Source organism: Microbacterium mcarthurae (assembly GCF_046064585.1).
GTDB lineage: Bacteria > Actinomycetota > Actinomycetes > Actinomycetales > Microbacteriaceae > Microbacterium > Microbacterium mcarthurae.
On record NZ_JAROCE010000001.1, the window covers coordinates 101,951 to 120,617 of the forward strand.

The 18,667-nt window shown below is 69.1% G+C and carries 19 protein-coding genes; 7 read left to right on the top strand and 12 right to left on the bottom strand.

Annotated elements, in window-relative coordinates:
* Positions 1 to 11: 11 nt before the first annotated feature.
* Together P5G46_RS00480 and P5G46_RS00485 are read right to left on the bottom strand one after the other, a co-directional pair.
* Positions 12 to 383, bottom strand: a complete 372-nt coding sequence (locus P5G46_RS00480; RefSeq protein WP_239276148.1) for an RNA polymerase-binding protein RbpA — start codon at positions 381 to 383, stop codon at positions 12 to 14.
* 109 nt (positions 384 to 492) lie between these two features.
* A complete protein-coding gene (locus P5G46_RS00485) occupies positions 493 to 1,290 on the bottom strand; it encodes a glycerophosphodiester phosphodiesterase family protein (protein ID WP_239276147.1) in 798 nt (265 codons plus the stop codon).
* A 159-nt stretch (positions 1,291 to 1,449) separates the two neighbouring features.
* Here P5G46_RS00485 and P5G46_RS00490 point away from each other — a divergent pair, with 159 nt between their 5' ends.
* Both P5G46_RS00490 and P5G46_RS00495 read left to right on the top strand, forming a co-directional pair.
* A complete protein-coding gene (locus P5G46_RS00490) occupies positions 1,450 to 2,214 on the top strand; it encodes an SDR family oxidoreductase (protein ID WP_239276146.1) in 765 nt (254 codons plus the stop codon).
* Positions 2,215 to 2,216: 2 nt separating this feature from the next.
* Complete coding sequence (locus tag P5G46_RS00495; RefSeq protein WP_375095711.1) at positions 2,217 to 4,190, top strand: S9 family peptidase; 1,974 nt, start codon at positions 2,217 to 2,219, stop codon at positions 4,188 to 4,190.
* A gap of 55 nt (positions 4,191 to 4,245) precedes the next feature.
* On the opposite strand, the gene P5G46_RS00500 is transcribed toward P5G46_RS00495, so the two are convergent.
* The 4 genes from P5G46_RS00500 to P5G46_RS00515 form a co-directional block, all read right to left on the bottom strand.
* Entirely contained in the window at positions 4,246 to 4,797 is a 552-nt protein-coding gene (locus P5G46_RS00500) for an HdeD family acid-resistance protein (RefSeq protein WP_239276145.1), read from the bottom strand.
* A 78-nt stretch (positions 4,798 to 4,875) separates the two neighbouring features.
* Complete coding sequence (locus tag P5G46_RS00505) at positions 4,876 to 5,793, bottom strand: AEC family transporter (protein ID WP_239276144.1); 918 nt, start codon at positions 5,791 to 5,793, stop codon at positions 4,876 to 4,878.
* Positions 5,794 to 5,888: 95 nt separating this feature from the next.
* The gene (locus P5G46_RS00510; RefSeq protein ID WP_408904715.1) at positions 5,889 to 6,368 is read right to left on the bottom strand and encodes an SDR family oxidoreductase; all 480 of its coding nucleotides are present in this window, start codon (positions 6,366 to 6,368) and stop codon (positions 5,889 to 5,891) included.
* Positions 6,290 to 6,637, bottom strand: a complete 348-nt coding sequence (locus tag P5G46_RS00515) for an NAD-dependent epimerase/dehydratase family protein (RefSeq protein WP_408904716.1) — start codon at positions 6,635 to 6,637, stop codon at positions 6,290 to 6,292. Before P5G46_RS00515 ends, P5G46_RS00510 begins: the two co-directional genes overlap by 79 nt.
* A 272-nt stretch (positions 6,638 to 6,909) precedes the next feature.
* Between P5G46_RS00515 and P5G46_RS00520 the strand changes: the two genes are divergently transcribed.
* The 4 genes from P5G46_RS00520 to P5G46_RS00535 all read left to right on the top strand — a co-directional run bounded on the left by P5G46_RS00520 (position 6,910) and on the right by P5G46_RS00535 (position 9,464).
* On the top strand, positions 6,910 to 7,431 hold the full coding sequence (locus tag P5G46_RS00520) for a GNAT family N-acetyltransferase (protein ID WP_239276142.1): 522 nt from the start codon (positions 6,910 to 6,912) through the stop codon (positions 7,429 to 7,431).
* 125 nt (positions 7,432 to 7,556) lie between these two features.
* Positions 7,557 to 8,126: a PadR family transcriptional regulator gene (locus tag P5G46_RS00525; RefSeq protein ID WP_375095646.1), complete on the top strand. Its 570-nt coding sequence runs from the start codon at positions 7,557 to 7,559 to the stop codon at positions 8,124 to 8,126.
* Positions 8,116 to 9,138 (top strand): BtrH N-terminal domain-containing protein, encoded by a 1,023-nt coding sequence (locus P5G46_RS00530; RefSeq protein ID WP_239276140.1) that lies wholly within the window; start codon positions 8,116 to 8,118, stop codon positions 9,136 to 9,138. The genes P5G46_RS00525 and P5G46_RS00530 overlap by 11 nt, the downstream gene beginning before the upstream one ends.
* Before the next feature lie 44 nt (positions 9,139 to 9,182).
* Positions 9,183 to 9,464 carry a putative quinol monooxygenase gene (locus P5G46_RS00535; protein WP_239276139.1) on the top strand — a complete coding sequence of 94 codons (282 nt, stop codon included), beginning with the start codon at positions 9,183 to 9,185 and terminating at the stop codon, positions 9,462 to 9,464.
* A gap of 102 nt (positions 9,465 to 9,566) precedes the next feature.
* Here P5G46_RS00535 and P5G46_RS00540 read toward each other — a convergent pair whose 3' ends face one another.
* Positions 9,567 to 9,968 carry an arsenate reductase ArsC gene (locus P5G46_RS00540; protein WP_375095645.1) on the bottom strand — a complete coding sequence of 134 codons (402 nt, stop codon included), beginning with the start codon at positions 9,966 to 9,968 and terminating at the stop codon, positions 9,567 to 9,569.
* A 158-nt stretch (positions 9,969 to 10,126) separates the two neighbouring features.
* Between P5G46_RS00540 and P5G46_RS00545 the strand changes: the two genes are divergently transcribed.
* Entirely contained in the window at positions 10,127 to 10,711 is a 585-nt protein-coding gene (locus tag P5G46_RS00545) for a dihydrofolate reductase family protein (RefSeq protein ID WP_239276137.1), read from the top strand.
* On the opposite strand, the gene P5G46_RS00550 is transcribed toward P5G46_RS00545, so the two are convergent.
* From P5G46_RS00550 to polA, 5 genes are all read right to left on the bottom strand, one after another.
* Entirely contained in the window at positions 10,669 to 11,469 is an 801-nt protein-coding gene (locus P5G46_RS00550) for an SGNH/GDSL hydrolase family protein (protein WP_239276136.1), read from the bottom strand. The genes P5G46_RS00545 and P5G46_RS00550 overlap by 43 nt on opposite strands.
* Before the next feature lie 158 nt (positions 11,470 to 11,627).
* Positions 11,628 to 12,968 carry an MFS transporter gene (locus P5G46_RS00555; protein ID WP_239276135.1) on the bottom strand — a complete coding sequence of 447 codons (1,341 nt, stop codon included), beginning with the start codon at positions 12,966 to 12,968 and terminating at the stop codon, positions 11,628 to 11,630.
* Positions 12,965 to 14,023 (bottom strand): LLM class flavin-dependent oxidoreductase, encoded by a 1,059-nt coding sequence (locus P5G46_RS00560; protein ID WP_239276134.1) that lies wholly within the window; start codon positions 14,021 to 14,023, stop codon positions 12,965 to 12,967. Before P5G46_RS00560 ends, P5G46_RS00555 begins: the two co-directional genes overlap by 4 nt.
* Positions 14,024 to 14,117: 94 nt before the next feature.
* A complete protein-coding gene (locus P5G46_RS00565; protein ID WP_239276133.1) occupies positions 14,118 to 15,794 on the bottom strand; it encodes a DUF885 domain-containing protein in 1,677 nt (558 codons plus the stop codon).
* A gap of 177 nt (positions 15,795 to 15,971) precedes the next feature.
* On the bottom strand, positions 15,972 to 18,611 hold the full coding sequence (gene polA, locus P5G46_RS00570) for a DNA polymerase I (protein ID WP_408904717.1): 2,640 nt from the start codon (positions 18,609 to 18,611) through the stop codon (positions 15,972 to 15,974).
* Positions 18,612 to 18,667: the final 56 nt, after the last annotated feature.

An 18,667-nucleotide genomic window follows, 5' to 3' on the forward strand; every position in this document is an offset into this window, starting at 1 on the left:
CGTGATCCGCGTCAGGCGCTGATCTTCTGGTCGCCGCCGCCACGGCGTGCGCGCAGGAAGGCCAGGCGCTCCTCCAGGAGCTCCTCGAGCTCGGGGATCGTGCGACGCTCTAGAAGCATGTCCCAGTGCGTGCGGGGTGCCTTGTCGTCGCTGTGGTCGACGGTGGCGGTGCCCTCGCCGATGCGCAGCAGCGCCTCGGCGCCACACGTACGGCACTCCCATGCCGGGGGAACCTCGGCGTCGGCGGCGAAGGTCAGCACCGTCTCGCGGCCGCAGGTACTGCAGGCGTAGGTGTGCTGGGCCCGGTCGTGGAACACGACCCCGTCTTCGCTCTGAAGGCTCTGTGCGCCGAGTCGGATGCCTCGAAGACTGCGATCTGCCATTGTGTGGTCCTCTCGTCGGTCCCCATGTATAACGGCCGCACCTGTGCGCTTTATTCGAACCGGCGGCCCCGTGGCGGGATTCACAGACGATGCTCAGGACATCTTGCGTTCAACGTCCGTTCACGACGGCGAGCGCGAGGTCGGCGCGGTCGGTGACCAGCCCGTCGACGCCCCGACCGAGTAGTCGCGTCATCTGGGCCGGGTCGTTCACGGTCCAGACGTGCACCTCGACACCCGCGGCGTGTGCGGCGCGGAGGAGTCCCTGCGACAGCACCGGCAGTGGTCCCTGCCGCTCCGGGATCTGCAGGGCGTCGAGCCCGCTGAGGAGCCGCCGTAGGCGCGTGCGGAGCCCCAGTCGCTGGGCCGCGACGATCTGCGCGACGGTCGACGATCCGGGCGAGGTGGCGGGGCGGAGCGCGGCGCCCGCGGCGTGGGCGGCCTTCAGAGCCGCCACGCGTCTGTCGTCGGAGAAGCTCGTCACCAGAACGCGCGCCGCGTGCGGGGCGACGAGGCGCCCGACTGCTTCGGCCGCCCTCTCGGCCTTCACGTCGAGGTTGAAGCGCAGCTCGGGGAACGCGTCGAGCGCCTGCGCGAGCGTCACCAGACCGCCGCGCTCGGCCATGAGCTCTTCCAGTTCGGGCAGGCGGACGTCGGCGATGGCGCGAGGGTCGCCCGTCACGCGCGACAGATCGTCGTCGTGGAAGAGCACCACCGTCCCGTCGGCGGTCAGGTGGCAGTCGGATTCGACGTAGTCGACGTCGGCGGCATGGGCGGCGGCCACCGCCGCGAACGAGTTCTCGACCACCCCGAGCGCTGCGGCATCCGTCGTCACGAGGCCCCGGTGCGCGAGGACGCGCGGTCCCTCGGGTGCGAGGTACGGGTGGCGGGTGGGGATCGGCGCGTGCATCAGGGGCCTCCGCGGGCGAACGTAGCACGCACGCCGGTCGAGCGGGTGGCGGCGACGTTCCACCGCTCCGGGCATCCCTGGTGCGGCTCGGTAGGCTGGGGAGGTCGCCCCGGCCCCCGTCGCCGCGCGGCATCCGATCTCGAACCATCAGGAGTTCCCGTGTCTCAGACCCTCCCGTCCGGCTCCCTGAGCGGCAAGACTGCGCTCGTCACCGGCTCATCGCGCGGTATCGGCGCCGACACGGTTCGATACTTCGCGGAGGCCGGCGCGAACGTCGTCATCAACTTCCGCAACAAGGCCCCCCGCGCCGAGAAGCTCGCCGCTGAGCTGCGCGAGCTGGGCGTCGAGGCGCTCGTGGTCGGCGCCGACCTCACCGACCCCGCGTCGGTGCAGGCGATGTTCGACGAGGTCGAGCGCACGTTCGGCGGTCTCGACGTGCTCGTGCTCAACGCCTCGGGCGGTATGGAGTCGGGTATGGCCGAGGATTACGCCCTGAAGCTCAACCGCGACGCGCAGGTCAACGTGCTCGAGACCGCGCTGCCCCTGCTGCGGGAGGGCTCGCGGGTCGTGTTCGTCACGAGCCACCAGGCGCACTTCATCCGCACGACGCCGACGATGCCGGAGTACGAGCCCGTCGCGCTCTCCAAGCGCGCCGGCGAGGACGCTCTGCGTGAGCGCATCCCGGCCCTCGAGGAGCGCGGGATCGGGTTCACCGTCGTCTCCGGCGACATGATCGAGGGCACGATCACCGCGACGCTGCTCGAGCGGGCCAACCCCGGGGCGATCGCGGCCCGCCGCGAGGACGCCGGCAAGCTCTACAACGTCGCCGAGTTCGCTGCCGAGGTCGCCCGCGCCGCCCTCGACCCGGTGCCCGCCGACCACACGCGCCTCGTGGGAGACACGGACTCGTTCGGGGGCGAGTGAGCGTGCGCGCCCACGACATCGAGTCTCTCGTGTCGGTCGGGCGCCCCGCGCTCTCGTCCGACGGCGGGTTCGCCGTGTACGCCACCTCGCGTCCGGACATCGCCGCCGACCGGGCCGTCGGTCAGCTGTGGCGCGTGGACCTGCCCGACGGCGCGCCGCGGCGGATCACCCGCGGCGTCGCCGACCACACCCCGCGGTTGTCGCCCGACGACGAGACCGTCGCTTTCATCCGCGCCGACGGGCGCGGCCGGGCGCAGCTCTTCGTCGTATCCGCCGCGGGCGGTGAGCCGGTGCAGGTCACCGACCAACCCGGGGGCGTGACCGATCTCGCGTGGTCGCCGGACGGGACGCGTCTGGCCTTCACCGCCCGTGTCGTCGAGCCCGGCCGCTACGGCACGGTCGAGGGGAGGGATGCCGCGGCCGAGCCGCCGCGCCGGATCACCGGCATCCGGTGGCACGCGAACGGGCAGGGGTACCTCGACCGCCCCACCCATCTGTTCGTCGTGGACGCCCCCGCGGTCGACGCGGAACCGTTCTACGAGCCCGCCCCGGATGCGGCGGCACCCGAACGACAGGTCGTCGCCGCGGTGCCGCAGCAGATCACCGAGGGCGTGGCGAGCTGGGCGGGCGTGGTGTGGACGGAGGACGGCCGCGAGCTTCTCAGCGTGCCGGACGAGATCGAGGATCGCGCGCGAGATCTGCGCTCGCGCGTGGTCGCCGTGTCGGTCGACGCGCCGGGGCAGCGGGAGGTCCTGGCCCGCACCGCGAACCTCGCGGTCGACGAGGTCGCCGTCGCGACGGACGGAGCGGTCTTCCTCCGGGGATACGACGTCGGCTCCTCCGGCGTCGATTTCGTCGCGCCGGGCACGGCGCTGTGGCTCGTCACGGAGCGGGGGCCGGTCGCTCTCACCGACCCTGAGACGACGGACCTCGGCGAGGTCGGCTCGCACCTCTCCGTCTGCGGCGACGACGTCCTCGTGCAGGATCGCGCGCGCGGACGTGTCCGTCTCGTGCGCGTGACCCGCGGGGGAGCGGCGACGGAAGTCCTGGGCGGAGACGTCGAGGTGACCGGTCATGCCGTCGCCGGGAACCGCGTGGTGGCATCCATCGCCTCGCCGACATCTTTCGGCGAACTGGTGATGGTCGACGGCGATGCCCAGCCGCGGCGACTGACCGCCCACGGGGCGCGTGCGCGCGACCGGGGCATCGTCGTTCCCGAAGAGCGCGACGTCGCCGGCCGCGACGGATATCCCGTGCACGGCTGGGTCGCTGTGCCGGAGGGGGAGGGGCCGTTCCCCGTCATCCTGCAGATCCACGGCGGACCGTACGCGTCGTACGGGGTGCACCTGTTCGATGAGACCCAGGTGCTCGTCGATGCGGGGTACGCCGTCGTGTACAGCAATCCGCGGGGGAGTGCGGGCTACGGCCGCGCCCACGGTCGGGTCATCCGTCACGCCATGGGAACGCTCGACTTCTTCGACGTCATCGATTTCTTCGACGGCGTGGTGGCGTCGGATGCGCGACTGGATGCCGACCGAGTCGGTGTCATGGGAGGTTCGTACGGCGGCTACATGACGGCGTGGATCATCGCGCACGATCATCGATTCGCGGCGGCGATCGTCGAGCGCGGGTTCCTCGACCCGGTCGCCTTTCCGGGCTCGAGCGACATCGGCTCGTTCTTCGGGCAGGAGTACGTCGGCACGGATCCCGAGCGGATTGCCGCGCAGAGCCCGATGGCCGTCGTCGACCGGGTGCGAACGCCGACGCTCGTGCTGCACTCGGAGCTCGATCTCCGCTGTCCGCTCGAACAGGCGACGCGTTACTACGCGGCGTTGAAGGAGAACGGCGTCGCGACGGAGATGCTGGTCTTTCCCGGCGAGGACCACGAGCTCACCCGTGCCGGACGCCCCCGTCATCGCGTTCAGCGGTTCGACGCGGTGGTGGAGTGGTGGGGGCGTCACCTTCCGGTCACATGAACGACAGAGGGGCCCGGATGCCGTGGCATCCAGGGCCCCTGTGAAGTTCGCGCCGCTAGGCGGTCTTTGCGAACTGGATCGCTCGCACGATTTGGAACACTCCCAGGACGACGAGCGAAGCACCCAGCAGGATGAAGAGCGTCACGGCCCCGAGAAGGGGAGAGAACAGCAGCACGATGCCCGCGACGATGCTGATGATCGCGAAGAAGATCGTCCAGCCGCGCCCCGAACCGTGGCTGAGCGTCGTGAGCGAGACCACGCCCTCAATGATCCACAGGATGCCGACGAGGGTGCCCACGAAGACGCCGAACCAGGCCGTCGCCGCGGGCAGGTTGGCGAACGAGAAGATGCCGGCCACGATGAAGAGCAGCCCCAGCACGATGTAGCCGATGCGGGCCCAGCCGGATCGGAAGAAGATCCCGATCCCGATGTTGACCAGGCCGGCGACGATGACGTAGACGGCGATGATGCCGACGGCGACCTGGGCGGTGCGTCCGGGCCACAGCAGGATCAACAGACCCACGATGAGAGAAACGACGCCGCTGACGGCCAGGGCCGTGCGCACAGCGCGGACCGCGGGCGAGCTGGACGGGGTGGTGGTGGTCATGGCGAGCCTTCCTGTGTGAACGCTGGGAGCTTCGACGCCCACCTTAGACCTTCTGATGAAGGTTGTGGGGGAGCGGCATCAGCCCAGCAGCAGGGCGATTCCGAACAGCGCCGGAAGGCAGCCCAGCGTCGACAGGAACACCACATCGCGCGCCAGGATCTCGCCGACGCCGTACCTCTGCGCGAAGTTGAACACGTTCTGCGCGGTGGGGAGCGCTGCCAAGACCACGACGACGAACACCTGATCGGGTGGCAACGCGAACGCCACGGCGATACCCCACGCGACGGCGGGCATGACGACGAGCTTCAACGTCGCCGCCAGGACGACGTCGATCCGGCGTCCCGGCTCGGTCAGCACGCGCTGTCCGTACAGCGACATCCCGTACGTCATCAGCAGGATCGGAACGCACGCCGCGGCGAAGAACGCGAGCGGGTCCATCACGATGGGCGGCAGATCGACGTCGAGCACCGCCACGAGCACACCGAGCGCAGATCCGATGAGCATCGGGTTCTTCGCCGTCTGCGTGAGGATGCGTCGCGGGGAGCGCGAGCCCGAGGTCGCGGCATCCAGGATCGCCAGAGCGATGGGCATGAGCACGAGCAACTGGAAGAGGATCACCGGTGCCGAGTACGCCGCGTTGCCGAGCATGTAGAGCGAGATCGGGATGCCGATGTTGTTGCTGTTGACCTGGCCCGCCGACAGCGCGCCGATGACCGTTTCGGCCGTGCGACGGCGCAGCACAAGCCACGAGATCAGCGCGTACCCCACGATGATCACGGCCGCGGTGAGCATCGACACCGGCAGCAGCGCGGAGAACAGCGTCTTCACGTCGGCCCGGGCGAGCACCACGAAGAGCAGGAACGGCGACAGGACGAAGAAGGTCAGTCGACTGAGCACCGGACGCGCGTGCGGGCCGAGCAGGTCGATGCGCGCGATGACGTAGCCGACGATGACGGCGAGGCCGATGACGGCGAACCCGGTGAGGATGCCGCTCATCGGAGCACCTCGGGGCAGGCCCGCGAGTCGCGGGAGCGACGTCGCGATTCCATCGAGGCGAGCCTAGCCCGGGATGCGGCCCAGGCATCCCGCCCTCATGCGCGCGAGTCGCGCTGCCGGAGCCAGTCCGCGTAGGAGAGCGTGCCGCGACGCGCGTCCGTGTTCCCACGGAGGCGGCCGGATGCCATCGCCGCGCCCATGGCTCCGGGGAGGCGAACCTCCCATGTCGGCAGCGACCTGCCGTCGTGGGCGAGGAGCGCGCGGACCATGTCGATGAGCCGTTCGTCTCGTGGTCCGACGAGGTCGTCGACCCGCCCTCGCGGAGCGCCCTCGGCCAGGTCGACGAGGTGCTCGGCGACCTCGCGGGCGGCCACGGGTCGGAGGAGAGCCCTCGGCACGATCGCCAGGGGCCCCAGCCGTCCCTGCGAGACGGTCTGCTCCGCGAACTCGTGGAACTGCGACGCGCGCAGCAGCGTGAACGGCAGATCGCCCGAGGTCACCTGGCGTTCGTGCGCGAGCTTCGCTCCGTAGTAGCCGGAGTCCACGCCATCGATGCCGACGATGGACAGCGCCACGAGGTGCCGTACGCCGGCAGCCGTTCCATCGCGCTGGATCCGCCGCATGTGGTCTCGAAGAACGAGGTCGCGCGGCCGCGCGACAGCGTAGAAATGCTGACGACGTCGATCACGCCGTCGACGCCCGTGAGCGCTTCGACGAGATCATCCCGCGTGAGGTCATGCCCGGCGGCGCGTGAGATCGACACGACGTCGTGGCCGCGCGCCGCTGCAACGGCATGAACGTGCCGGCCGATCGTTCCGGTCGCGCCGGCGATCGCGATCCTCATCGTGTCCTCTGATCCACGCGCTCATCCTGGCATCGCGGAGCTCGTGGTGCTCGGTGGATCCTTCGACGCCGAGGGTTGCGATCGGCGGTCGACCGGGCGGCATCCGCTCCGGCGATCGAGTCTCGGCGCGGTTGAACGTAAGCCGATAATGTGCATTATGTCAGTTTGGAAGCGAGCGACCGTGCTCTGCGCTCTCGTGCGCTCCGCGCGGTGAGCAATCCCCACCCCCATGTCGCAGTGCGGTGGCGGCCGATGTGATAGCAACAGGTGGTGTGAGACACGCGCTGCAGATCCGGGCCGCCGCCGTCGACGACGCGCACGGCATCGCCGTCGTGCACGTCACGTCATGGCAGACCGCATACCGGGGTCTCATGCCCGACGACGTGCTCGATGGGTTGTCGATCGAGCAGCGCGAAGAAGGATGGCGCCGGATCCTGGACGACTCGCACGCGACGGGCCGCACGATCGTGGCCGACCGCGACGGCGCGATCGTCGGATGGGCTTCTTTCGGACCCGGCCGGGACGCGGAGGCCTCCGGGCAGGGTGAGCTCTGGGGGCTCTACGCACGCCCTGACGAGTTTTCGACCGGCGTCGGGCATGCGTTGATCTCGGCCGCCGAGACCGCCCTCCGGCAGGGCGGGTTCACATCTGCCTACCTGTGGGTCCTCGACGGCAACGACCGCGCCGCGACGTTCTACGAACGTCTCGGATGGATCGAGGACGGCGCCGTCAAGCTCGACGAGCGCCAGGGCATGACCCTCCTCGAGCGACGCCGCACAAAACTGCTCGTCTGACCCCCCTGCGGCCGCGGACTCACGTCACATCGCGGACTCGACCGGTGACTCCTGAGGGTCGCCGTCGCCACGGCTGTGAAGCGGTCCCCTACCGCCCCGTTGTATTCTGACGCTAGAATAGCCGCGTGGTCGTGACATCGTCGAACCAAGCTGCTCCGCAATTGACTCCCGCGGAGTTGACGATCCTCGGACTGATCGTCGAGCAGCCTCGGCACGGCTACGACCTGGAACGGGTCATTGAGAAGCGCGGCGTTCGAAAATGGACGGACATCGGGTTCTCCTCCATCTACTACGTCATCGCCAAGCTCGAAAGGCGTGGCCTCGTCGAGACTGATGCGGCCCGTGCCGGCGCGAAGTCGCGGCGGGTCTTCCGCGCGACCGCAGCAGGGCACGAGGTCGCAGCGGCCGAGACTGCCGCTTTCCTCTCGGAGCTGCAAACGGTTGCTCACCCGTTTCTCGTCGGGCTGGCCAACTCGTCCCTCGTGCCCGAGCACGATTACGTCCGTGCGTTGCAGGACAGGCTGCAGCTCCTCGAGGCGAGGATTTCCTCCGTGACAGAGGCAGAGGCGAGGCAGTCACCCCTCCCCCGAGCGGCGCGTGAGGTGTTCTCCTACTCCCTGAGCCTGCTCGAGGCAGAAAGGTCGTGGCTCGCCGCGCGAGTCCAGGTGCCCCGTGAAGACCCCAATGCTCATTGACGACATTCCCACGGCCGGCGGCACCCACTGCGAGACGACGGCGCTCGGGGTCCTTCTCCATCACGTCGGCGTGGCACTGTCCGAACCGATGCTCTTCGGGATCGGCAGCGGACTGTCTTTCATCTACTGGGACTCGAAGCAGCAGGAATTCCCTTTCCTCGGGGGCAGGGTGAAGCCCTTCACTCTCACCGAGAACATCGCGCGGAGGCTGGGGCTCGGCCTGCGTGTGCAAGAAACCACTTCCCCGCGGAAGGCGTGGGAGCAGGTGCGCTCCCGGATCGACGAAGGCATCCCGGTAGGTCTCCAACTCGACAGTTTCGACTTGGAGTACTTCGGTTCACGCGTGCACTTCGCTGGTCACATCGTCGCCTTGTACGGTTACGACGAAGACCGGGCATACCTTGTCGACACTGCCCAGCAAGGTGGAGCCGTTTCGACGAGCCTGGAAAGCTTGGCCAAGGCGCGAGCAGCGCGCGGCCCCATGTCGGCCCGCCATCGATCGTTCACCGTGGAGGCCCCGGCCCCGTTGGCGGACCACACGCATCTCCTTCCCGCGATCATCTCGGCCATCACCTCGTGCGCCGAGGATTTCCTGGCACCGCCCATCAGCAACATCGGAAGCAAGGGAATTCGCACCGCAGCGAAGCGCGTCACGGCGTGGCTCGACCGCATCGAGGACCCGGGTCGCGACCTCCCCCTCATCGCCCTCATGATGGAACGCGCGGGCACGGGAGGTGCGTTGTTTCGCAATCTCTACCGCGACTTCCTCACGGAGTGCACCGAGCTCATCGATGACCGGCGAGAGGCCGAGCTCGTCTTCCACGGGCGGGACCTGTTCGCCCAGTCCGCTCTGCTGTGGACGATGGTCGCGCAGCTCATCGAGAAGTCCGGCGTCACGAATGACCGAGCGCATCTTTCGAAAGCGAGCCGACTGCTGGAGGACATTGCGGTGCTGGAGACGACTGCGATGACGAGCCTCAGCGGGCTCTCCGGAGGCCCACGCATCGGCTGAGGGCGGTTTCCGCGTGCGGCATGGGTAGGGCCTAGTCTCTTCAGATGAGCACCGTCCGCGTGAGGGGCCGCCTCGTCTGTGCCACGCCGCAAGAAGCGGAGATCGTCCGCAGTCACCTGCCCGCACACGTCGAACTCACGCGAGCAGAGCCCGGATGCCTTCGATTCGTGGTCGCGCAGACGGACGACACCCTCGTCTGGTGGGTCGAAGAGCTCTTCGCCGACGACGACGCGTTCGACCGCCACCAACGGCGGGTTTCGCAAAGCCTGTGGGGTCGAGTGACGGCGGGCATCGAACGCCAGTACTCGATCACGAAGGACGTGTGATCGCGGGACGCTCGCTGCCGCGCCTGACCTGGCTCGCGGCCCTGCTCGGCCTCGTCGACGGGCGTGCCGCCGCGCTCGACGGGCGGGCCTCCCCGGCGGCGGTCACACCGGAGCGAGCTCTCCGATCAGCGCCTCCACGCGACCCCGGATCTCGTCTCGGATGCGGCGCACGGAGTCCGCACCCTGCCCGGCGGGGTCGTCGAGCTGCCAGTCCTCGTAGCGCTTCCCGGGGAAGATCGGGCACGCGTCGCCGCAGCCCATCGTGATGACGACGTCGGACTCGCGGACCGCTTCGACGGTGAGGATCTTGGGGGTGTTCCCCGCGATGTCGATGCCCTCCTCGGCCATCACCTCGATCGCGACGGGGTTGATCTGGTCCTTCGGCTCGGAGCCGGCCGAGAGCACCTCGATGCGGTCTCCGGCGAGGTGTTCCAGATACCCCGCGGCCATCTGCGACCGGCCGGCGTTGTGGACACAGACGAACAGGACGGTGGGACGAGACATAATTCTCCTTCGCGTTCGGGTGCATCGCCTTCGGCGTGGCAGGCGCTCACATTGGTGGCATCCCTCCACAGCGGCGATACTACCTCAATAGGCGTTGAGCTAAGTGCGGCCCATTCGTCGCGCGCATCGATGTCGGAGGTCGTCGATATCGTCCGTCTATGACTCGAGTGATCTTCCACACCGCCACGACCGTCGACGGATTTCTCGCGACAGAGGAGGACTCCCTCGATTGGCTGTTTGCCACGCCAGGCAGCGCCGAGGCCGAGGTCGCCTTCGGGTCATTTCTCGACGGCGTCGGTGTGCTCGTGATGGGCTCGTCGACGTACGAGTGGCTGGTTCGCAACGAGAATCTTCACGATGAGCCGGAACGTTGGCAACAGCTCTACGGCCGGCGACCGTCATTCGTCTTCTCCTCTCGTCCTCGCGAGCTCGTCCATGGGGCCGACATCCGAATGGTGGCGGGGAGCGTGGACGAGCAGTGGGACGAGATCCGAAAGGCGGCGGAGAACGCTGACGTCTGGATTGTCGGTGGCGGCGACCTGGCCGGTCAGTTCGCCGACGCGGATCTCCTCGACGAGATCCGTCTCTCGATCGCTCCGGCCACTTTGGGTTCGGGAAAGCCGCTCATGCCCCGCGTCCTCGGACCCGAGCGGTTGACGCTCCTCGATGCGAAGCGTGCGGGTCAATTCGCTGAGCTCGTCTACGCGCTCCGGCCCGCGTCCCCGGGGAACTCGCCGTCCTGAAGCGGGGTCAGCTCCACCCAGCCGCCACCGAACTTGGCGGCGCGGCCGTCGCCCGATGAGGTGCCCGTGAGACGGCGACGCACCCACGGGGCCACGTGTTCGCGATAGTAGGCCGTGCCCTTCAACCGTTGGATCTCCGGGATCTCGGGGAGGTTCCACCACTCCCCCGGCGCTTCGTGACCCACCGACTGCAGCACGCGCGCGGCGACACGATGGTGTCCGCGGGCGTTCATGTGTAGCCGGTCGACCGACCAGAACTCCGGCCCCGCCAGCTCGCGATCGAACCAGTTGTACGCCGTGATCACGTCGGGCCGAGCACGCAGACGCTCCTCGACGGCGTACGACAGGCGATCGCCGCGGCCCTGGACGACCCGGCCGAACGGCAGGCCCGCCGACGGATTCGCGCCCGAGAGCACGATGAGCTGCACGCCCTCCTCGTCGCACCGGCGCACCACGTGGTCGAAGATGTCGACGATTCCGTCGATTCCCGTCCGAGGACGCAGCATGTCGTTGCCGCCGCCGTTGAACGACAGGTGCGTGGGCTTCAGCGCAAGGGCGGGTTCCAGCTGCTCCTCGACGATGGGCCGAATGAGCTTCCCGCGGATCGCGAGGTTGGCGTACTGAATGGGCTCGCCCGCGGCATCCGCCCATCCCTGGGCTGCGAGATCGGCCCAGCCGCGAACGGTGCCGTCGGGCAGCTCATCGCCGACGCCTTCGGTGAACGAGTCGCCGAGCGCGACATAGCGTACGGATGCCATCCGCTCAGCCTACGCGGGCCGCGCGAGCGCACTGCGTGTCGGGGCGCGGATCGTGCACCGGGGCGCTCTATGCCCGCCCCAGTGCACGATTCGCGCCCCCGTACCGGCCCCGGTACGGGGGCGCGGGCTGGCCAAGGCGGCGGGTCGGTGGCCGGATGTCAGCGCTCCGCGAGGGCGCGGCCGCGCTGTTCGCGGAGGAACAGCGCCGCCACGACCGCGACAGCGAAGAACGCCGCGAACACGATGAAGAGCAGCGGCGCGCCACCCAGCCCCAGCAGAGGGGGCACGCTCAGGGGGGCGACGATCGACGCGATGCGGCCGACGCCGGCCGCCCACCCCGATCCCGTGGCGCGGAGAGGGGTGGGGTAGGTCTCGGGGGTCGCCGCGTACAGCGCCCCCCAGGCGCCGAGGTTGAAGAACGACAGTGCCATGCCCGCGGCGATCACAGCAGCCTCGCCCGAAGCGGTGCCGAAGAACACCGCGGCCACGGCCGAGCCGGCGAGGAACGCGGCGAGCGTCGCACGGCGTCCCCACGCTTCGATGAGCCACGCCGCAACGGCATACCCGGGTAGCTGCGCCAGGGTGATGACGAGCGTGAAGCCGAACGACCGCACGAGGTCGTACCCCTGCGACACGAGGATCGTCGGAATCCAGATGAACGCGCCGTAGTACGAGAAGTTCACGCAGAACCACAGCACCCAGAGGGCGGCCGTTCGCGCGCGCAGGCGCGGTGCCCACAGGTCGCGCACGCGGGTGCGCTGCACCTGCCCCGCGCGCTCCTCGATGGCCGGGGCGGGAGAGAGCGACACCCGGCCCGCCGCGGCTTCGAAATCCCGCACGATGGCCGAGGCTTCGGCATCCCTCCCCCGGCTCGCCAGCCAGCGCGGCGACTCGGGCAGCCCCCATCGCACGATGAGGGCGTACACGGCGGGAATGGCGCCCAGCGCGAAGGCCCACCGCCAGCCGTCGGCGGAGGTCGGCACGACGAGGTAACCGATCACGGCCGCGGCGGTCCACCCCACGGCCCAGAACGCCTCGAGGATCACGATGAGGCGTCCGCGCATGCGGGCGGGGGCGAACTCGCTCACGTAGGTCGACGCGACGGGAAGCTCGGCGCCGAGCCCGAGACCGACGACGAACCGCAGGACGAGCAGCGCCGCCAGCCCCCCGACGAGCGCGCTCGCGCCGGTGGCGAGGCCGTAGACGAGGAGCGTCAGGGCGAACACGTGGCGACGACCGAAGCGATCGGCCAACAGGCCGCCGAGGCTCGCGCCGATGGCCATGCCGGCGAAACCCGCCGACGCGATCCACGAGGCTTCCGTCGGAGCGAGCTGCCATTGAGCCGCGAGGGCGGCGATGACGAAGGAGATGAGGCCGACGTCCATGGCATCCAGGGCCCAGCCCAGACCCGACCCGCCCAGCACCCGCGCATGGCGCCGGGTGAAGGGCAGGGCGTCGAGGCGGTCCGCGATGCGCGCGACGTCGGTCGTGGTGGTCACCGGATGCCGGCCGTCTCGGTCTCGGCGAGCATCTCGTGCACGAGCGGGAGGACACGCGTGCCGTACAGCTCGATGCTCGACATCAGCCGGTCGTGCGAGATCGAGCCACTGGCGATCTTCATCTGGAAGCGAGAATTGCCGAGGGCGCGGACGGTCGCGGCGATCTTCCGCGCGACGGTTTCCGGCGAACCGATGTACATCGAGCCCTCGGGGCCGACATCGTGCTGGAAGCGCAGGCGGTTGTACTCGGGCCACCCGCGTTCGCGGCCGATGGTGTTGTTCAGTTCTGCGACGCCCTCGTACGCCTCCTCCCACGCCTGCTGGTCGGTCTCGGCGACGTGACCGGGCGAGTGCACGGAGATGGGCATCTGCGGCTTGCCGAGCTCCGCGAGGGAACGGCGATAGAGGTCGGCGAACGGCCGGAACCGGGCCGCGGAACCGCCGATGATCGCCAGCACGAGACCGTAGCCGTAGCGTGCGGTGCGGAGCACGGACTCCGGAGAACCCCCGACCCCGACCCACGCCTTCAGGCCGTTCTCGGTCTTCGGGTAAACATCGGCGTCCTGCAGCGCGGCACGGGTCTGACCCGACCAGGTCACGGGCTTCTCGTCCAGGAGCAGGGAGAACAGCTCGAGCTTCTCCTCGAACAGCTGCTCGTAGTCCCGCAGGTCGTAGCCGAACAGCGGGAACGATTCGATGAACGACCCGCGGCCGAGGATCACCTCGGCCCGTCCGTTCGAGACGGCATCCAGGGTGGCGAACCGTTCGTACACGCGAACCGGATCGTCGGACGACAACACGGTCACGGCGGTGCCGAGGTGGATGTTCGTCGTGCGCGCGGCGGCGGCCGCCAGCACGATCTCGGGGCTCGTGACGGCGAAGTCCTTGCGGTGGTGCTCCCCCACCCCGAAGAACGACAGGCCCACCTGATCGGCGAGAACCGCTTGTTCGACGACGTTGCGGATGGTCTGCGCGTCGGACTGCAGGCTCCCGTCGGGGCCGCGTGAGATGTCTCCGAAAGTGTCGAGGCCGAGCTCGAGAGGGCGATCGTTCATGGCGTCTCCTTGCATTCGGATGAATGAACTTTATGCCCCCCGGCGCTATTCCCGACAATCGGGGCGCCACCGGCCGGTGACGCCCCGACACGGATCACGCGGATGCCAGCGCCGCGCGCAGCGTGTCCAGGCCGACGCCGCCGATGTCGAGCGCCTTCGTGTGGAACGCCTTCATCGAGAAATCGGCGCCCGCGCGCTCGCGGGCCTCGTCGCGCACCTGCTCCCAGATGCGCTGACCCACCTTGTAGGACGGAGCCTGACCGGGCCACCCGAGGTAACGGTTGACCTCGAACCGGACGAACTCTTCGGGCATGTTGACGTTTCGCAGCATGAAGGCGAGAGCGTAGTCGTGATCCCAGACGCCCTCGCCGTCGAGCCGCGGCTTGCCGAGGTGCACACCGATGTCGAGAACCACGCGCGCCGCCCGCATGCGCTGACCGTCGAGCATGCCGAGGCGGTCGGCGGGGTCGTCGAGATAGCCCAGCTGCTCCATGAGCCGCTCGGCGTACAGCGCCCAGCCCTCGGCGTGACCGCTGGTACCCGCCAGCAGACGTCGCCACGAGTTCAACTCTCCGCGGTTGTAGACGGCTTGCGCGATCTGCAGGTGGTGCCCCGGAACGCCCTCGTGATACACGGTCGTCAACTCGCGCCAGGTGTCGAAGGACTCCACGCCCTCGGGGACCGACCACCACATGCGGCCGGGGCGCGAGAAGTCGTCGGTCGGGCCGGTGTAGTAGATGCCGCCCTCCTTGGTGGGGGCGATCATGCACTCCAGGCGGCGGATCGGCTCGGCGATGTCGAAGTGGGTGCGTCCCAGCTCTTCGACGGCACGGTCGCTTGTGCGCTGCATCCACTCCTGTAGGGCGGCGGTGCCGTGCAGCTTGCGGGATTCGTCCTTCTCGAGGAACGCCACGGCCTCCTCGACGCTCGCGCCGGGGAGGATCTCGTGGGCGATCGCCTCCTGTTCGGCGACCATGCGAGCGAGCTCCTCGACGCCCCACTCGTACGTCTCGTCGAGGTCGATGGTCGCGCCGAGGAACTGGCGCGAATGCAGCGCGTACAGCTCGCGACCGACGCCGTCGGTCTCACCGGCGACCGGGGCGAGTTCGGACGACAGAAAGGATGCCAGGGCGTCGTACGCGACGCGCGCGGCACCGGCGTTCTGGTCGAGGTCGCGGGCGAGCGAGGCGGGGAGCTGCCCCTCCTCGGGTGCGGCTTCGCCGACGAACTCGGCGAAGAAGCCCGTGTCGGCGGTGTAGCGCGCGATCTGCGTCGCGACCTCGGTGACCTGGCGGCGCGCCGGCACCACACCGCGCGACATGCCCTCGCGCAGCGTCGCGATGTAGCCGTCGATCGCACCGGGCAGCGCTTTCAGGCGTGCCGCGATCGTCGCCCAATCCTCGACCGTCGCGGTGGGCATGAGGTCGAACGCCTGCCGCAGGTCTTGCGCGGGCGACGCGATGACGTTCACGTCGCGAAGGTGCGTCTGGGCCGCGTGCAGCTCGAGGTGCAGGTCGAGTTCGCGCCCGAGGTCCATCTGCGTGACCTCGTCGATCGCGTCGACGGGAGTGGCGTTGTCGAGGGCGGCCTTCGTCGCCCGCGCCTGGTCGGCGAGCTCGTTCGCCCCCTCGGGGCTGTAATCGCCGAAGCGGTCGTTGTACTCGGTGCGTCCGATGTAGGTGGCCAGCGTCGGCACACGCTCGGCCAGAGTGTCCACCCACGCGTCAGCGATCCTGTCGATCGGCGTGGGGGTGCGTTGTGCATCAGTCATAGGTCGAGCCTAGGGAAGGCCCGAGGGCCTGACCACCCGGCTGCGGAACCGCGCGTGCACGGCCAGAGGTTCCCCGAAGCCCAGGGAAGGCCTGCGTGCCTGACCACCCGGCTGCGGAACCGTGCGTGCACGGCCCGAGGTCGTCTGCACCTCGCGGCGGCAGGGAGTCGGCCGCTGTCAGTGTCCTGCTTCGTCCCAGTCGCCGCCCCGGCCGATCTGCACGTCGAGAGGCACCGAGAGGTCGGCGGCATCCGCCATGCGCGCGCGGACGATCGACTCGACGGCATCCCACTCCCCCGCCGCCACCTCGACGACGAGCTCGTCATGGATCTGCAGCAGCACACGCGAGCGCAGACCCGCGGATGCCAGCTCGTCGCGGATGCGGAACAGGGCGATCTTCATGATGTCGGCGGCGCTGCCCTGGATGGGGGCGTTGAGAGCCGCGCGCTCGGCGTTCTCACGCAGCACGCGGTTCATGCTCGTGAGATCCGGGAACGGTCGCCGGCGTCCGAAGATCGTCTCGGTGTATCCGTCTTGTCGGGCCTGCTCGACGGAACCGCGCAGATAGTCGCGTACCGCCCCGAAGCGGGCGAAATACTCGAGCATGAGCTGCTTGGCTTCGGACTGTTCGATCCGCAGCTGCTTGGACAGACCGAACGCCGACAGACCGTAGACGAGGCCGTAGGACATGGCCTTCACCTTCGTGCGCATGGCGGGCGTCACCTCGGACGGCTCCACGCCGAACACCCGCGAGCCGACGAAGCGGTGCAGGTCTTCCCCGGAGTTGAATGCCTCGATGAGGCCGGGGTCGCCCGAGAGGTGCGCCATGATGCGCATTTCGATCTGCGAGTAGTCCGCGGTCAGCAGCGTCTCGTAGCCCTCGCCCACCTCGAAGGCGGCGCGGATGCGGCGGCTCTCGTCGGTGCGGATCGGGATGTTCTGCAGGTTCGGGTCGGTGCTCGACAGGCGCCCCGTCTGGCTGCCGGTCTGCACGTACGTCGTGTGGATGCGGCCGTCGGATCCGATCGCCGCGTCGAGAGCGTCGATGATCTGCTTCAGTTTGGTCGCCTCGCGATGGCGGAGCAGGAGATCGAGGAACGGATGATGCGCGTTCTCCTGCAGATCGGCGAGGGCCGCGGCGTCCGTGGTGTACCCGCTCTTGGTCTTGCGGGTCTTCGGTAGCTGCAGCTCGTCGAACAGCACCTCCTGCAGCTGCTTGGGCGAGCCGAGGTTGACCTCGTGACCGATCGACGCGTATGCCTGCTGCGCGAGCTCCTCGGCGCGGGCGGCGAGCTCGCCCGAGAACTGCGCGAGCTTGTCGTGCGACACCGCGACCCCGGCGAGTTCCATGTCGGCCAGGGCTTCGAGGGTCGGCAGCTCGATGTCGTCGAGCACCTCCGCGACGCGGTCGGGCAGGTCGGCACGCTGAGCCTCGGAGACGCGACGGACGTACCACGAGAGCTGGCCCGGGGTGGCGCCCTCGGTCTCGGGCACGAGTTGCGTCGGATCGGCCTCGGGGAGCTTCTCGCCGAGGTAACGGTCGACGAGGTCGGCGAGCGACTTGTCGGGGAAGCTCGGACGCACCAGCCACCCCGCCAGGATCACGTCGTCGGCGATCCCCCCGACCACGATGCCTTCGCGCGCCAGGGCCTTCAGTTGCGGCTTCGCCGCGGCGAATACCTTCGGCGCCCGGGATGCCAGCCAGTCGGAGAGCGCATCGCGCACCGCGTCCGTCCACTCGGCTTCTGCCGCCGCGTCGGCGGTGGCGAGGCCGATCCGGGTCGGCCGCGATCCGACGAGGGTCAGCGTCACTCCCACCGGCCCTGCCGCATCCGCCGCCCACGCCGCCAGACCGGGCGCGTCGAGGACGGTGGCGGTGGGCGCGGTCGCGGTGGGGCGCGCCTCTTCGGACGACGCCGAGGGATCCGCCCCGAACGCGTCGAACACCCGCGGGAGCAGGGTGCGGAACTCGAGGCGCGCGAAGATGTCGCGGACCGCCTGCGTGTCGATGGGCTGCACGGCCAGGTCGGCCGGACCGACCTCGAGCTCGACGTCGCGCAGGAGGCGGTTGAGCGCTCGGTTGCGCTTGACGTCGTCGAGGTGCTCGCGCAGGTTGTTGCCCACGACGCCGGTGATCTTGTCGGCGTTGTCGAGGAGGGCCTCCAGCGACCCCCACTGGGTGAGCCACTTCACGGCCGTCTTCTCACCGACCTTGGGGACGCCGGGAAGGTTGTCGCTCGTCTCACCGACGAGAGCGGCGATCTCGGGGTACTGCGCCGGCGGCAGACCGTACTTCTCGACGACGGCGTCGGTGTCGTAGCGCTTGAGCTGCGAAACTCCCTGCACATTGGGGTACAGCAGCGTGATGTCGTCGGTGACGAGCTGAATCGTGTCGCGGTCGCCCGAGCAGACGAGGACGGAGAACCCTTCGGCCGACGCCTCCGTGGCGAGGGTCGCGAGGATGTCGTCGGCCTCGACCTCTTCCTTCGTCAGCACCGGCACGTTCAGGGCGCGGAGGCAGTCCTGCAGCAGGGGGATCTGCCCCTTGAACTCGATCGGGGATTCGCTGCGGTTGGCCTTGTACTCGCTGTACTCGCGCGTGCGGAACGACTGTCGCGACGTGTCGAACGCGACGGCCAGGTGCGTCGGCTTCTCGGCCTTCACCAGGTTCACGAACATCGACAGGAAGCCGTAGATGCCGTTGGTGTGCTGGCCGTCCTTCGTGGAGAAGTTGTCGACGGGCAGGGCGTAGAACGCCCGGTAGGCCAGCGAGTGGCCGTCGACGACGAGGAGAGTAGGCTTTTCGGCATCCGTCACTCGTCCAGCGTAACGAGAACCACGGACACTCCCCCGGCCCCGGCTTCTCGAAGGCG